Source organism: Solidesulfovibrio magneticus RS-1 (assembly GCF_000010665.1).
GTDB classification, from domain to species: Bacteria; Desulfobacterota; Desulfovibrionia; order Desulfovibrionales; family Desulfovibrionaceae; genus Solidesulfovibrio; species Solidesulfovibrio magneticus.
Genome location: NC_012797.1, coordinates 1 through 14,348 on the forward strand (window position 1 = coordinate 1; position 14,348 = coordinate 14,348).

The window sequence follows — 14,348 nt, forward strand, 5'->3', positions numbered from 1 at the left end:
CCACGGCACGGAGCAGACTCACACAGGGAGGCAAAAGCCCATGGGAATCATACTTGCCGTGTCCAATAACAAAGGGGGAGTCGGGAAATCCACCACCACGGCGAACCTGGCCCATGCCCTTTCCGCCCGCAAAAAACGTGTCCTGATCGTGGACGCCGACAGCCAATGCAACCTCACCAGCACCTTTCTGGGCAGCCCCTGGGGCGGCAACAGCCTGCTGGAGCTGCTCGACGGCGACGGTGTCCCGGCGGAAGCCTGCATCATCCCCGCCCCTGACTACGAACGCCTCCACGTGCTGCCCAACAAGACCGACAGCGCCGCCCTGGAGCCGGCCCTGGCCCGCCGCGAGGACTACGGCTGGTACATGCTGCGCGACCGACTGCGCCTCCACGCCGCCAAAACTTTCGATTTTACCCTCATCGACTGCCCGCCCAACCTCGGCCTGTTCTCCATCCAGGCCATGATCGCGTCCGATTTCATCCTCGTGCCTGTCGAGGCCGGCAGCCGCTACGCCATGGACGGCCTGGACCGCACCATCGAAACCATCGGCGGCATCGCCCAGGCCGACCCGGACAACCCCTCTGGTCGTTTCTTGCGCCTTCTCATCAACAAGGCCGACCGCCGCACCGCTGTCAGCAAGGTGACCATCGAACAGATCCAGCAGAGCTACCCCGGGAGAGTGTTTTCCACGATCATCCCGGTCAATACCGACATTCAGCAATCCGAAATGCTGAGCAAGACCGTTTTGCGCCACGCCTCGAAAAGCCCCGGCGCCCAGGCCTATAGGTCCCTGGCCACGGAACTGCTCGGCATCCTGTCGCAATAACTTCGGGAGCAGGCCATGGCCACGTCGATGACACAACTCCTGCGCAAGGCGGCGAAGAGCCGCATGGCCGGGCAGCCACCCGCGGCAGCCGCCGCTCCGGAGGGCCGTCGGGAGGTTTTTGCCGACGCCGCTCCCCATATCGAGCAGACAAATCTAGCAGATAAAGCACTTATAAAAACCAATCAGACAAACCCGACTGACGAAATCGACAGTTTGTTTCAACAGTTGAAGCCGACAGTTGAGCTCGTAAGAGTAGTTCAACCGCTGGCCCCAACAGCCGAGCAGACAAAGCAGGCAGACAAAATCAGCGGGCAGACAGACACGCCAAGCACACAAATAAAGCAGTATAAACCAACAAACAAATCCAGCATAGAAAGTCAGCAGCCAAAACAAGCGCTAAAAGTAGACAGCCAAAAAGAACAGACAAAGCAGACAGAAAAACCAAGCGGACTCGCCGCCCCGGCCATGCGGCTGCCGCCGCGCCTGCCCATCGCCACCATGGCCCAGAAAACCCTGGCCACCCATTTCCTGGAGACCGGCCCCGTGGTCACGACCTACGCCGTCATTGCTGCTGAAACCGGCGTTCCCCTGGGCACGGCGCGCACCATCATCGACAAGTTCGTCGCCGCCGGTTGGCTGCGCAAGGAGCAGTGGGGCGCCGGCCGCAATCGGGCCCTTTCCCTGGCCCCCACCGAGGCCTTGGCCGCTGTCACGCGTGATAGTCAAGCAGACAAAGTTTACATACAAAGCCAGCAGACAAAGCAACCATACAAACCAAGAGGACGAGATCAGCAGTCAAGTTCAGCTGTGGAATTCAACAGCGAAAACGCCCCTCTTAAGATAGAAAGAAAGAATCTTTCTATCTCCTCGGAGACGGTGCGCACATCCTGGCCCTGCCTGGCCCGGGCCGGTTTCGGATTGGCCCAGCTTGAACAGATCCACGACGCCCTGGCGCAGCTTGGCAAATCCGCCGACCGGATCATCCAGGGCCTGGACCACGCCGAATGGGAACTGGCCGAGGGGAAAATGCTGGACAAGGCAGGGCAGCCCGTGGCCGATCCCTGCGCCTGGGTTTTCCGCTCCCTGGCCAGCAAAGGCTATTATCGCCGCCCGGCCGGCTACGTCAGCGCCGAGGAGCAGGCCGAACTCGACGCGGCCAACGAAGCCAAGGCCCTGGCCCAAAGCCGCGAACAAGCCCGGCTAGCCCGATTCCGAGCCTGGGAGCAGGGGCTGAGCCGGGAAGCGCGGGAAAAAGCCCTGGAAGACCGGCGTGGACCGGAAGAGAGCTGGTTGAAAAATTTTTGGATCAAACTTGGAGAACCGACGTAGCATGAGACGGTCTGTTGCAGCAGGTTGAGACCACTGCACAATGTATTTGAGGTATCGGCATTTTGTCTTGTTGGTCTTTTTCGAGCGTTAAATAGGTCGTTGCTTGAGGTAAACCTCCGGTGTGACCTTGGCCCCCTTGACTTGGCTCATTGTGTAATGCCAAGAAACGCGATTATTCAAGTAAAGTAGATTGATATGAAGAAAATTGTCTTGTCCTCAGCTGTCGCAATTGTAGCGTTTATTTATTTCTTCCTGATTACTCAAACACTATTGTGGTATATGTTTGATGTCGATATAAATGACAACATTCCTACGGCAATAGATTATTTGCAATATTGGAAAGAAGTTTATAATTTTCGCGAGTGCGCTGACAAAACCGGATATTTTGGACACGAAGAGTTGCTCGCAACCATCATTAAATGGGGGATAGATTGCCAGGGTGCTTCACATGGCATACTTAATCCTATTTTTTATTCTTTTTTTTCATGGGGAAATTGGCAATATGATACGCCTATTTATAGCAATCTTGTCTTTACCGCCCTCGGGATCGGACTCTATAACCTGTTGGCAAGTCCGTCGTTGCGGCAGTTTGGTCGTGCTTTTTTAGTGTTTTTATCGCTCTATCCTATCTATTTGCTAAATTCTTATAATTCATTTCAATCAGTCCATATTCTGATCGCCTGCATCGTCTCCGGACTTGTTGCCAGACTCGTTGAAACTGACACGCCGAAGGTCAGGCGACGCTTATGGCTCGGACTGCTTGCGGCTGTGGGAGTGGGCGCGTTCTTGCGCAACAACTGGGCTTTGTTTCTACCCGCTCTGGTGGTGTTGCCCGATGTTTCGTCTAGGCGGCGTTGGGCGATCATCATTTGCTCACTGGCGGGCGCGGCGCTTCTTGGCTTTGCCTTCGACGCGACGCGCTCGCCATATCCTTATCCTGAATTTTCCGAGGATTTGCGGCCCTATGTCATGCCGGCTCTGGCCAAGGGCGATTTCTCGATCTTATGGAAACAAATCGGAATTAACCTTCAGACATTGATCGCTTTTGTAGGCAAGGGGGATTTCGATACGATCTATGGTTTGTTTCTGCTTGCAGCCGCCACGGCCTTGTGTCTCGGACTGCCCCCTTCCGGTAGGGGGCAGCGGCTTTCCCTGTTCGGGCTGAGCATCTTGGGCGTTTCCGTCGTCAGTGCCGCCGCCTTGTATTACGTGTTCCAGGTCATGCTGCTCAAGATTGTCCTTCAGGGGTTCCTCATCGTTGTACTGGCTTCGGTACGCTATATCGATAGCCGCCGCCTCGCATTCTTTCTGATTGTTAATATCCTGTTTTTGCCGTCTTTCCTGGAACGGTTCCGCAAGGTCGGAGAGGAATACCTGTACGCTCCGGAAAAGCGCTTGGCCATTGAGACGTTTCGCGCGCAAACCGCCTCTTATTTTCAGAATATTTCCTCGGATCGCTGGAAAAATACCGTACTCATATTTAGTTACACGCCGCAATTGCTTGGCTTGCCACCTTGCGTCAACGTCATGGACACGTGGGAAAGTTTTTTGCGGGAGCGCGACTATCGGGTGCGGACCGGATTTGCGTTGGTCATGGATCCAGCAATCGAGAAACGTCTGTTGGAGCAAAATAACTTGCGCCTGCTGACGACGACGGAGGTGGGGAGGCTTTATGCCGTGGATTGATTCGAGTCGTCTTGCCTGGAAACGATTGTGCGTTGGCGGGATGGCCTGCTTACTGCTCGGCATAGCTTTGGCGGCGTATGGTTGGCGTCCGTCCCGCATCTGGCGAACGGCTGATTGCCTCATGACCCGTCACGCGGCGCTTTGGCCGCACCATCGTTTTGAAGGGTTCTTCAAAACCACCACGGTGGAGCAGGCCGTCGCGATCCAGGCCATGGAAAATTGCGAACTGCGCCTTGGGGACGACCAAATCCCCTATGTCACGCCGCGCGATCCCGGTAAGCTTGCCTTGCTGCACGTAAGGATTCGCAAGGATTTCGACGAATACGTTTTCTTTCCACGCGTTTCCAAAAATTCGGAAGTGCTTGTTTGTGAGGACAATATCCTCAACGTCTTGTTCCGACTCAAGGGTGAGGAAGATTGGACCCCGATAGGGCGTCGCTATCTGCTGGATCTGTCGTGCTGCGAACATGGTGAGGAGCCCCGGCAATTTTCAGTCAATCTGGTCATTGTATTGCGCGGCCCGTGGGCACAGGTCTGGCTTCCCGGAGAGAAGGCGTTTTTCCGTTAATCTTAGAGCCTGTCTCACGAAGATTTTCAGCGCTAATCGGGCAAAGTGCCATCCTTCACTGGGTTGAAACGATTTTCAACCGACATACCCTCTTATCCGGCGTCTGCGCTCATATTGCTGGTAGCAGACGATTGTTTCCGATATAATCTCTTCTTTTGCCCTAGGTGGCCACCAAGATATGTCTATAGAGCTTGAGGATATTGTGCGTTAAGCACCATAGATCAAATTCACCACCTACTTTTTCAAGACCACGAAGCAGAAATTTTGCCAGATTACGACAGTCCTTTATTTGACCATAAGGAGCTTCTGCGATTTGACCTCGAAGTCGGTACAATGCTTTCCCGACCTTGGTCCTAAGCTTTCGTTCCATTCGCTCCTTCAGGCTCATGTCTTTGGGGATGCGCCCTCGGGGAGCCGCGACATTCTCACAGCGCTGCTTATGATCCTTCTTCACGGCAATATAAGGGTCGGCAGAACCAGGCTGATCCATGTATTCCAGGTTGGCTTGGCTGCAATAACCAGCATCGGCCAGAATCTTATCCGGCTCTTCCCCGATCTCGTAAAGATTTGCCTCGGCCAACTCAACCATTGGTTTCAACTGTCCAAAATCATTGCATTCACTAACCACGTCGCAGGCAATGATGACTTGGTCCTGGCTCACCACGGTCTGGGCGTTGTACCCCTGGATGAACCCCTTGCGCGTCTTCATTATCCGGCTTTCAGGGTCGGTCAGATTGGCCTTGGCCTCGCTGTCGACTTCCTGATTGATGGTCTTGGGTTTAGGTCCCCGCTTCTTTTTACCCGTCTTCTGCTCCTCACGTTCGCGAGCCTTCTGAGCGGCTTCCTGCTCCTTGGTCCGTTCCTGGGCCTGGGCCTCAAGTTCGGCTTTGGCCTTGCGAATCAGCGCCAAGCGCTCCTTCGCTGTTGCTACCTTGGGGAGGCCAACCCCTCAGCCTCGCGGATCAGGTGCGCCAGACAGGCCTGTCGCAGCCCCACCCATTGGCGATACACGGCGTAACCGTCGGCGACCAGAATGCCGGACCATCCCTGGACAAGCTCCTCGAACGCGGCTTTAGAGCGCCTGGGATGGATCATGAACAATGCGGCGCGGGAACTGGCCAGAACCCAAAGCCAGACCAGTTTGGCCTTGCGACGCCAAGAGGTCTCGTCAACATGTCCAACCGGCGCGCTCCTCGCGACCTTGGCGATGCTATCGTAATGTGGCTTGATGGCTTGAGAGACCCGATCAATGACTTTCTGAATCCCGCCTTGGCTGATGGGCAGGCCGAAGACGGACAAGAGGTAGTCCTGCACAGCGCGACGGCTGTCCCCATGGATGCCGCAAAGCTCGGCGATGTTGGCCGAAAGCCGGGGTCCAAAGCCCGTGCGTTTCTCTGGCGGGACCAGAGCTTTGATCATTCGGCCGCACCGAGAGCAACGTAACCGTCAAAAGAAGTCCTTCTTACGTCTCCTGAGTTTTCTGGCATGGAATGTCCCCAGGAGGGACGCCCATGGCAGCATCAGCAACGGAGCATAGATCAGAGAAGGCGGCGTATTGGGCTGGACATTTTGAGTCTTGGCGAGGCAGTGGTCTGAGCCAGGGGGCTTACTGCCGGCGGCATGACCTTTCCCCAAGTTCATGGGGCTATTGGCGGAAGCGTTTGGCGAGATCGGCCGACGAAGAGCCAGCGCCTTGCTTCGCAATCGTCCCTGTGTCGCTGTCCGCGTCGCCCCAGGCGGACATGGCAACCGCGCCTGAGCCGATGCTGGTGCACGTGGGCAACGCCTTTCGCATTGAGATCAGAGGCGACTTCGCCGCGCCGGTGCTGGAAAAGCTTGTCCGCACGCTGGCTCGGTTATGATGCTGCCGGCAAACGACGTTCGGGTTTACTTGGCCCTGGGGGCCACGGACATGCGCAAGGCCATCGACGGCCTGTCCATCCTGGTGTCACAGCAGCTTACGCTCGATCCGTTCGCCGGCCACTTGTTCGGATTTTGTAACCGCAGTCGGACTATCGTCAAGCTGCTCTACTGGGATCGCAATGGCTTTTGTCTCTGGCAAAAGCGCCTGGAGCGCCATGTGTTTCGCTGGCCAACTCACGAGGCCGAGGTGCTGTCCATCGACTCCAGGCAGCTCGCTTGGCTGCTCGACGGACTTGATCCTCTGGCCGTGAAAGGGCATTCCCGGCTAGAGTATTCGACGCTCTTTTGACCAGTATTATCTTGATTAAATTGAATAATACTGACATATTGCTCAGGCCGTGGACATCAATTCCCTTCCTGACGACCCCGCCGTTCTCAAGAGTGTCATTGCCGATCATCGGACGCAAATTGCCCAATTGGAGCAGCGCCTTCGGCTCCTGAACTTGATCATTTACGGTCCCAAATCCGAGAAAACCCCCCGTACCGGCCAGGAGCAGCAGCTTTCCCTCTTCGACGAAGCCGAACAGACTGTGGAGGAGCACAAGCCGCAGACTTTCGAGGAGGCCTGCGCTCCGGCGGGCACCCGCCGCAAACGCGGCCGTCGCCCCATCCCTGCGGATCTGCCCCGGGTGGAGATCATCCACGACCTGCCGGAATCGGAGAAGGCCTGCCCCTGCGGCGCTGAGCTGGTCCGCATCGGTGAGGAAGTCAGCGAAAAGCTCGACATCGTACCGGCCAAAATCCAGGTCATCCGCCACATCCGGCCAAAATACGCCTGCCGGACCTGCGAAGGTGTGGAGGACGATGGGCCGACGGTGAAAACCGCGCCCATGCCGCCCCAAATCATCCCCCAGGGCATCGTGACCACGGGCCTTTTGGCCCATGTCGCCGTGGCCAAGTATGCCGACGCGCTGCCCCTGTACCGCCAGGAGGATCAGTTCGCTCGCCTGGGGCTGTACATCTCTCGGGGAACCCTGGCCGGCTGGATGATCCGCGTGGCCAAGGCCTGCGAGCCGCTCATCGACATGATCATCGCTGAAATTCGTTCCGGGCCCATCGTCAACATGGACGAAACCACGGTCCAGGTGCTGCGCGAGCTGGACCGGGCCAACACCAGCAAGTCGTACATGTGGGTCGCCCAGGGCGGAACACCGGGAAAGCCGGTCGTCCTGTTTCGCTATCATCCGACCCGCGCCGGCAGCGTGGCTGCGGAAATTCTTGGCGACTTCAAAGGCTATCTCCAAACTGACGGCTACACAGGCCGTTGCAAAAAGCTGTTTCCGGCTATTCTCCCCCGCAGATGACGGCGATGGGCATGATTCCACAGCATCGTCCTTCGACCACCATGACGATGGCCAAATAGGCCATTGAGGGATGCTGATTGGGCCAAATGAGCGCAAGCCAGGCACTGGCCCAGCCCCTGGGGGTGCCATGGCCGGTCTTGACCCGCATCAGCAGGCCGAGATTGAAACCGGCCACATGGAGCAGATACCGTTTCTGGATGTTCTCCCGTCCCCGGAGCCAGACCCGGCGCATACCGCCAGACCGGTCCAGCGTATGCTCGAAGCTTCTTTCGACCAGTTCCGTCCGCTGTTTTCCCATGGCCTTCCCGACCATCGACGATATCCGGATTCGGTTGTTGTACACGGCGCGCCGCGCCTCATGATCGCCACGCCAGGAGTTCAGGCCGTTGCGCTTGGGTTCGGCGATTCTCGTCCGCCATGGCCCTCCGTCCAGGTCTTTGAGGACATCCCGGGAGAAATAGCCCTTGTCCGCGACCAGTTCCGCAGGATCGTCCGGGCATGGCGGTGTGGAAGTGACCCGTCGCAAACTTTCTTGAGCGGCTTTCAGCGTCTTTTGCAGAGTCGAAGTGTCCCCCTTGTCCGCTTCATGCACCTCGACCGCCACGACCGCGCCGGTGTCCAGGTCCACCGCGTGCTCCGGCTTGTACGCCAGATGCGTTCGGCCATCCTTCATCTTGGCGATCTTCGCCTCGGGATCGACCTGCGACTGCCAGTCCTTGTTCGAAAGCGTCTTGCCGACGCGCTTGCGGTCCATGCGAGCCAGATCCTCATCCGTCGGAGAGTCGATGCCGCTCTCCTTAGCCATGCGCAGGAGCATCTTGCGGTAGCTCTCACCCGTGTCCCGGCGCACGATGGTTTTGAGCGCCGCGTTGGCCTCCATGGTCGAAGCGTCCACGCCAATGCGGCCTCCAAGGACCAAGCCATCCTTGCTGAGCACCTTGAGAACCCAGGTGAAAACCTCTTGGTGGGTCGCCAGCGGCAGACGGGACCGTGTCCGACTGAGCGAGGAATGATCCGGCACAGACTCCTTGGGCGAAAGCTGGAGAAAATCCCGGAGGGAAAGCGAATCGGCGCAGCGCCACTCAATGCCGCGCTCGCTGTCGATGCCCTCGAAATACCCCACGAGGTGCATCCGAAAATACCGGCCAGGCGGAATGGAGGGACGCCCCTTGTCGGAATAGAAGGGCTTGCACAGCTTCTCGGCGAAACCATCGAAGGCGGCTTTCCGGAGAGTCTGCTGGAGACGATCGTAAAAAGCGTGCCCACGAGACCGAGGAATCTCATCCCAGGCCAGATACATCGTCCCCTGCTGATCACCCTGACGGCCAAGCCCCATCAGATCACCTCCGGAACCGCGATGGCTGGATTCTCGGTCACTTGGCGGAGTTTTTCAACACGCTGTACAGCGGCTACGAGGCTCTGGGCGAACGGGAAGGTCTGCGCCACCTCGGCTGCATGGCCCATGTCCGGCGCAAATTCGTCGAAGTCGAGAAGACTGCCGGCAAGAAGGCCAAAGGTGGCACGGCCCATGCCGTCTTCGATCTGATCGGTAAGCTCTACGGCGTGGAGCACCAAGCCGAAAAGCAGAAGCTCAATCCCGAGCAGATCAAGGCCTTGCGAGCCGAAAAGTCCAGGCCGATACTGGACAAGCTCAAGGCGCTGCTCGATGCTCGCGTTGCCAGCACGCCGCCCAAGAGTCTGCTTGGCAAGGCCATCGGCTATGCCATCAAACAGTGGGAGCGGTTGGTCGTCTATCTGGAAGACGGCCGACTGCGTCCGGACAACAACCTGGCCGAAAACGCTATCCGTCCCTTTGCCGTGGGCCGCAAAAACTGGCTGTTCTCAGGCCATCCGCGCGGAGCCGACGCCTCGGCCACCATCTACTCCCTCATCGAAACGGCCAAGGCCAACGGGCTGGAGACATACCGTTATCTGCGCCACCTCTTCGAGCACTTGCCGGCGGCAACCACTGACGCCCAACGCAAGGCCCTCCTGCCCCAGTACATCGATCCTCAAAGCCTTATCATGCCTGCCTGAGCTTATCCTGCTTCCTGCTCGCCCTGACAAGACGCGCCTTATTGAGCGCTTACAGAGCAACGGCCTTGGTAAAGGATGATGTGTTCCACATCGAGCCTGGGCTCGGGAATCTCGATGTGTTGATGGATGTAGTAGGGCTCGGGATCAATCAGGTCGGGGCAGCCGCATGCACACGGACCGGGATGAAGTTCCGTGATTTCCGTGGGCCGAAGACACTGCTGGCGGACACCGATGCGTTTTTTGCGGGGTTCGGTCTTGTTGGTCTTCTTCGCCCTGGGCTTGAAAGGGCTGTCTGATGACGGCGGCTTGTTGGAATTAGCGGAATTCTGATTGAGCTTGGCCTGAAGTGCTTCAATTTCGAGCCGGAGCTTCCGGTTCTCGACAGTCAGTTCATGGACGAAGCCCAGCATGGGCCACGGTGTGTGCCTGACCACTTCAGGCGTAATGAGCTTGGCAGACGCCATGGCGTGATCCATTTGAAAACAATGGGCATTTCATAGAAAATGTCCAGAGGGTGTGAGCGGGTACCTTCAGTCCAATCGTCAGCCTGTGGATCCCCACGCTCAAAGTCATGCATCCTCATCCAAACCAGCGCTTTTACGCCAAACACCCGAGGTAGGAGCCCAGTGCGGTAGTTACGCTCGCTAGGATCTGTGCGGGGGGCAATCCGAAAGGGTGGTCCCTACCGCGACCGGCGCAGGTGCACATGAATAGTTGTTGTCAGTGCCCTAGGAGTAATTTACACTCAACATAGTGACACGCCATGGTCTCGGCCGCCCTGCGCCAAGCCTTTTTACAGCCGGACGCAGTCCGCGCCAGCCAGACCTGGCGGCATGTCGCTGACCAGCTTCGCGGCAAATGGCCGAAACTTACCAGCTTCATGGACGAAACCGAGCACGACGGGCTGGCACATGACCTTCCCGGCCAGCACCAATCCGCTGGAAAGGCTGAACAAAGAGGTGAAGCGGCGAGCGGACGTGGTCGGCATCTTCCCCAACGAGGAGTCCATCATCCGGCTCATCGGGGCCATCTTGCTGGAGCAAAACGACGAGTGGCAGCTGCAAAGCCGCTACATGCAGGTCGAAGCCATGGCCGAACTCAACACCCAACCCAACGAGGCGCAGCCAGCCCAAATTCCACGTGAGGCACACTAACGTGCCGGGGCTTGAAATCCAGCTTGCGCAGCATGCGTACAGAGCACATGGGCATGGCGTCATGGACGTCGTGATCAAGGCTCATGGCCTCGAAACACTGTCGCAAAGTGGCCTCCGACGGAACACGACCAAGGCCCAGGGCTGTGGCGAAGAAATCGCTGTTCTTGAATTGCCGCACATGGTCGAAACCTACCTTTGCGGCGCACCTCGCGGGTGAAAGACGTCTGCTTAGACCTGCGAGGTCAATATGCTAAAATATTCATCTTTTTTAACAACAGACTGCACCGGAAAAATAAATTGAACTGAACTGCTTACGGATTTAGAATCAATATGACGGAGAATCTTAAGCTTAAACCGGGGCATGGACCGCTTCCCCAGTTGGGTGAAGACAGTGGCGCCATAGCGCGTGGATAGTTAAAATATATTTTGGCCAACTAGGTAAGAGTTATTGTTTCGATAGCGACGAAATCGATCCTGTTAAGTAATACAGGTGGTCATAGACTAGCACTTTGCCTAAGGGAGTAGATATGGATGCGGTATTTGTTGACCTTGAGCAGGACATTTATGACCGCCATGGTATTTATGCATTGTCAGCTGTATTAAAAAAACATGGGCTGAGTGTTGGATACCTTCCAGTAAATAAAGAAAACGCTGCATTGCGCCGACTGCAGGAAATGAGGCCCAAGTATATTTTATATTCAACATATTCGTCATATTTTCGAAAGTATGCTCGTTTTGATGCTAAAATAAAAAAAAATATGGATTGTTTTTCCGTTATAGGTGGTCCGTGTATTACGTTTAATCCTAATTTATTAAAAGATACAACCATTGATGCGGGTTGTATGGGTGAGGGCGAAACCGCTTTGCCGTTACTCTTGACAGGTAATAATAAAGAATCACGAAATATCTTTCTTCGCAAGGATCCATCGCCTGTTGAATTTGATCATTTCGTAGATCTAGATGCGATGCCTTTTCCGGACCGTGATATCATCTATAGCCATGACTATGTCCGACGAATGAACCCAAGTAAGACTTTTATTTCAGGACGCGGATGCCCTTTTTCTTGCACCTATTGCTTCAATCACCGGTATAATAAGCTATTTAAAAACAGTGGACATGTGCTTAGAAAAAAGAGTGTAGACTACATTTTGGAAGAAATTCGTCTTGTTAGGGGGAAATATCCTTTGAAGTTGGTCATTTTTATTGATGACACGTTTATTTTAAATAAAAAATGGTTGTTTGAATTCTGCGAACGGTTCCCTAGAGAATTAGGAGTCCCATATTCATGTAATATCCGTGCAAATTTAATGAATGAAGACGTCGCTAAAGCACTAAGTGAAAGCGGGTGTGTGATGGTGAATTGGAGCATAGAGTCTGGCAACGATTTCTTTCGCAATACCGTAATGAAACGCAATATGACGCGCGAACAAATTTTAAACACCGCGCATTTGCTTAATAAATATAAAATAAATCATAGGATTGGAAATGTGATAGGTCTGCCTGGTGAGAAATTAGAGCAAATATTCGAGACATTGGAGCTTAATATTGCTGCGAATCCAACTCTAGCCTTGGCTAATATTTTCGTACCGTTTCCGGGGTTGGAAATGACAAGATACGCTCAAGAAAATGGTTATTTTTCTGAAATTCCAGAAGAAAAATTGCCGTTGAACTACTTTTCAAAGTCTGTCATGAATATTCCTCCTGATGCAAATGAAACCATCCAAAAAATAATGTGTCTTTTCCCTGTTTTTTCGTCAGTTCCGGCTATATATAAAAGTCCAAATTTAAAAAAGATTGCTCTTGGACTGCCTAAGCCTGTCCTGCGTTTAATTTATGAAATTTTTTATGTAGCCATTTTTCGATCAATATACCGCATGCATGGGGGTATTTGCTATACAACAGTTACAGGATTTAGATACTTAAAAAGTCTTATACGATCTCTGCTAGTGGAATGACAGGGACACAAGCATGGCATTAGAAAGTCATGTCAAAGGCATCGCTTGGTTGTTTTATCAATCTTGCTGGAGGATAAGTTCATGGTGTTGGCGGATAAAAAAAGTTGTCAAAGATATGCCTCTCAAAGGTTATTGTTGATCTTGATTATCGTAAGTACAGTTTTTTTTTGTTTTTGGAGTGGCAAAGAAAACATATACAGACGAGACGATTTTGCTCTTGAAAAAGAAAGGACTGTTTTCGTAGGCGACTCGTTTGATTTTTTTTTGCACTTCATTTCGATTTCTCGAACAAGGATTCATGCGTCAGGGGATACTTTTTTGTTTAGACCTGGAACACACTTATCTATATACGTTCAGCATTTTTTAGTCAAAAACAAGCTTGTTGTTGGGTTGTCGAGTATATTCATTGCTTCAGTAATTTCCATTTTAATTTTTATAATACTACAGAGTGTTCTAGGCTTGCCTGCCTTTATATCGGCCTATGCCACTCTCTTATTTATCCTAGATCCACTTTCGATGGATATTATTTTGTGGCGGCAAATATCGCCGTACATGTGTGCCGTATTGTTTTTTTGTTTAGGAGTAGTGTATTGTGAATTTAGCAAAAAAAAATCAATATGGGTATTTTCTTTTATGCTTTTTTTGTCAACACTTTTCCATGAGTACGTTGCAATAACTGTGCTTTTTATGGTGGTATACTTAGTTGCTCTTAGATTTTTTCTAAATTTTAAAAACGATCATTCTTCCTCGTTTAAAAATTTTTTCCCAACAAAATTAATTTTTAGTATTCTTTTAGGTGTATTTTTTATCTGGGCTGGGCTTAATATTTTCGAATATTTTCATTATGGACACACTATAAAAAGCTTTGTAAGTGACAACGGATCTGATAAGTGGGGACTTTTAAATAGTAGGCTTGATTTTATTATAAATTCTGTTAAAAACATTTTTGTTTATGCTGGAGCTACTCTTGAAGCCGCATTTGCACCGCTAGCAGTGACAGTCTCTCCTTCTAATTCTCTTTCGTTTTCTTGGAAGTTTTCAAATCAACCATTCATGCTAAAAATTTTATTTTCAACGCTATCAATGCTTTTTTTTGTTATCAATTTAATTGCAGTTACCATTGACATCTTGCGAGAAAGACAACTGTCATTAAAAAATTTCATGCTGTTATATTGCATGCTTAGCCTTTTGGTTTGTATTATATTTCTCGTGCTAGGGCGTGGAATGCTTCGTGGCATAGATTATATCGAAGATGCCACGTATTATTATTTTTTTACATCTTTTTCTTGGTATATACTTGCAGCCTACTCTCTACAAGAGTTTTCGCGTTATATTAAAAAAAATTTCAATCAACTACGAGGGTTCGAAATTTTAAGTATTTTTAACCCTAGATATGGCCTATGTGTATATTTGGGTATTTATATTCAAACTTTGAGACTCATGGTGAATTCAATGTATAAATAATATGCCACGTATTCAAATTGTCAAGTTCAAGCAAGGTCAAGCTTTTAACCTAAAACGGAATCTACCATTTGCTTTATGATACAACAGATAAATTTGAATGGT

At 52.6% G+C, this 14,348-nt stretch carries 13 protein-coding genes and 2 pseudogenes; 11 read left to right on the forward strand and 4 right to left on the reverse strand.

All coding sequences use genetic code 11. The features are described 5' to 3' along the window. The first annotated feature begins 40 nt into the window (after positions 1–40). From DMR_RS21875 to DMR_RS24820, 4 genes are all read left to right on the forward strand, one after another. Positions 41–826 (forward strand): ParA family protein, encoded by a 786-nt coding sequence (locus DMR_RS21875; protein ID WP_012750603.1) that lies wholly within the window; start codon positions 41–43, stop codon positions 824–826. A 15-nt stretch (positions 827–841) separates the two neighbouring features. Continuing rightward, on the forward strand, positions 842–2,155 hold the full coding sequence (locus DMR_RS21880) for a hypothetical protein (protein ID WP_012750604.1): 1,314 nt from the start codon (positions 842–844) through the stop codon (positions 2,153–2,155). A 195-nt stretch (positions 2,156–2,350) separates the two neighbouring features. Next, complete coding sequence (locus DMR_RS21885) at positions 2,351–3,841, forward strand: hypothetical protein (RefSeq protein WP_012750605.1); 1,491 nt, start codon at positions 2,351–2,353, stop codon at positions 3,839–3,841. Beyond that, the gene (locus tag DMR_RS24820; RefSeq protein ID WP_043602375.1) at positions 3,828–4,409 is read left to right on the forward strand and encodes a hypothetical protein; all 582 of its coding nucleotides are present in this window, start codon (positions 3,828–3,830) and stop codon (positions 4,407–4,409) included. The genes DMR_RS21885 and DMR_RS24820 overlap by 14 nt, the downstream gene beginning before the upstream one ends. 160 nt (positions 4,410–4,569) lie before the next feature. Here DMR_RS24820 and DMR_RS21895 read toward each other — a convergent pair whose 3' ends face one another. Further along, positions 4,570–5,319 carry a transposase gene (locus tag DMR_RS21895; protein WP_012750607.1) on the reverse strand — a complete coding sequence of 250 codons (750 nt, stop codon included), beginning with the start codon at positions 5,317–5,319 and terminating at the stop codon, positions 4,570–4,572. Positions 5,320–5,336: 17 nt separating this feature from the next. Next, the gene (locus tag DMR_RS21900; RefSeq protein ID WP_012750608.1) at positions 5,337–5,828 is read right to left on the reverse strand and encodes an IS66 family transposase; all 492 of its coding nucleotides are present in this window, start codon (positions 5,826–5,828) and stop codon (positions 5,337–5,339) included. Between the two features lie 92 nt (positions 5,829–5,920). On the opposite strand from DMR_RS21900, the gene tnpA reads away from it, so the two are divergent. Genes tnpA through tnpC (DMR_RS21915) form a run of 3 tightly spaced genes read left to right on the forward strand, consistent with a single transcriptional unit; the run spans position 5,921 to position 7,636 of the window. Then, positions 5,921–6,271, forward strand: a complete 351-nt coding sequence (gene tnpA, locus DMR_RS25855) for an IS66 family insertion sequence element accessory protein TnpA (RefSeq protein ID WP_012750609.1) — start codon at positions 5,921–5,923, stop codon at positions 6,269–6,271. After that, on the forward strand, positions 6,268–6,621 hold the full coding sequence (gene tnpB, locus DMR_RS21910) for an IS66 family insertion sequence element accessory protein TnpB (RefSeq protein WP_012750610.1): 354 nt from the start codon (positions 6,268–6,270) through the stop codon (positions 6,619–6,621). The genes tnpA and tnpB overlap by 4 nt, the downstream gene beginning before the upstream one ends. 49 nt (positions 6,622–6,670) lie before the next feature. Continuing rightward, positions 6,671–7,636, forward strand: coding sequence for an IS66 family transposase (tnpC, locus tag DMR_RS21915; RefSeq protein WP_012750611.1), 966 nt, complete (start codon positions 6,671–6,673; stop codon positions 7,634–7,636). Here the strand turns inward: tnpC (DMR_RS21915) and DMR_RS21920 are convergent. Next, on the reverse strand, positions 7,617–8,972 hold the full coding sequence (locus DMR_RS21920; RefSeq protein ID WP_012749714.1) for a transposase: 1,356 nt from the start codon (positions 8,970–8,972) through the stop codon (positions 7,617–7,619). The genes tnpC (DMR_RS21915) and DMR_RS21920 overlap by 20 nt on opposite strands. Positions 8,973–9,037: 65 nt before the next feature. Here DMR_RS21920 and tnpC (DMR_RS21925) point away from each other — a divergent pair. Beyond that, positions 9,038–9,673: pseudogene (gene tnpC / locus DMR_RS21925) on the forward strand (IS66 family transposase); the annotation flags it as partial. Positions 9,674–9,711: 38 nt separating this feature from the next. Here tnpC (DMR_RS21925) and DMR_RS21930 read toward each other — a convergent pair. Beyond that, positions 9,712–10,137: a DUF6444 domain-containing protein gene (locus DMR_RS21930; RefSeq protein ID WP_043602377.1), complete on the reverse strand. Its 426-nt coding sequence runs from the start codon at positions 10,135–10,137 to the stop codon at positions 9,712–9,714. 296 nt (positions 10,138–10,433) lie between these two features. Between DMR_RS21930 and DMR_RS24040 the strand changes: the two are divergent. The 3 genes and pseudogenes from DMR_RS24040 to DMR_RS24055 form a co-directional block, all read left to right on the forward strand. Continuing rightward, positions 10,434–10,827 (forward strand): annotated as a pseudogene (locus DMR_RS24040) (transposase); the annotation flags it as partial. A 527-nt stretch (positions 10,828–11,354) separates the two neighbouring features. Next, positions 11,355–12,782 (forward strand): B12-binding domain-containing radical SAM protein, encoded by a 1,428-nt coding sequence (locus DMR_RS24050; protein ID WP_148208554.1) that lies wholly within the window; start codon positions 11,355–11,357, stop codon positions 12,780–12,782. Between the two features lie 81 nt (positions 12,783–12,863). Continuing rightward, on the forward strand, positions 12,864–14,246 hold the full coding sequence (locus DMR_RS24055) for a hypothetical protein (protein WP_148208555.1): 1,383 nt from the start codon (positions 12,864–12,866) through the stop codon (positions 14,244–14,246). The last annotated feature ends 102 nt before the right edge of the window (positions 14,247–14,348 follow it).

Excerpts from the sequence above, each read along its gene's own strand:
- DMR_RS21880 (WP_012750604.1), top strand. The coding sequence starts at position 842 with ATGGCCACGTCGATGACACAACTCCTGCGCAAGGCGGCGAAGAGCCGC.
- DMR_RS24055 (WP_148208555.1), top strand. The coding sequence starts at position 12,864 with ATGGTGTTGGCGGATAAAAAAAGTTGTCAAAGATATGCCTCTCAAAGG.
- tnpA (WP_012750609.1), top strand. The coding sequence starts at position 5,921 with ATGGCAGCATCAGCAACGGAGCATAGATCAGAGAAGGCGGCGTATTGG.
- DMR_RS21900 (WP_012750608.1), bottom strand. The coding sequence starts at position 5,828 with ATGATCAAAGCTCTGGTCCCGCCAGAGAAACGCACGGGCTTTGGACCC.
- DMR_RS24050 (WP_148208554.1), top strand. The coding sequence starts at position 11,355 with ATGGATGCGGTATTTGTTGACCTTGAGCAGGACATTTATGACCGCCAT.
- DMR_RS24820 (WP_043602375.1), top strand. The coding sequence starts at position 3,828 with ATGCCGTGGATTGATTCGAGTCGTCTTGCCTGGAAACGATTGTGCGTT.
- DMR_RS21875 (WP_012750603.1), top strand. The coding sequence starts at position 41 with ATGGGAATCATACTTGCCGTGTCCAATAACAAAGGGGGAGTCGGGAAA.
- tnpB (WP_012750610.1), top strand. The coding sequence starts at position 6,268 with ATGATGCTGCCGGCAAACGACGTTCGGGTTTACTTGGCCCTGGGGGCC.
- DMR_RS21930 (WP_043602377.1), bottom strand. The coding sequence starts at position 10,137 with ATGGCGTCTGCCAAGCTCATTACGCCTGAAGTGGTCAGGCACACACCG.
- DMR_RS21920 (WP_012749714.1), bottom strand. The coding sequence starts at position 8,972 with ATGGGGCTTGGCCGTCAGGGTGATCAGCAGGGGACGATGTATCTGGCC.
- DMR_RS21885 (WP_012750605.1), top strand. The coding sequence starts at position 2,351 with ATGAAGAAAATTGTCTTGTCCTCAGCTGTCGCAATTGTAGCGTTTATT.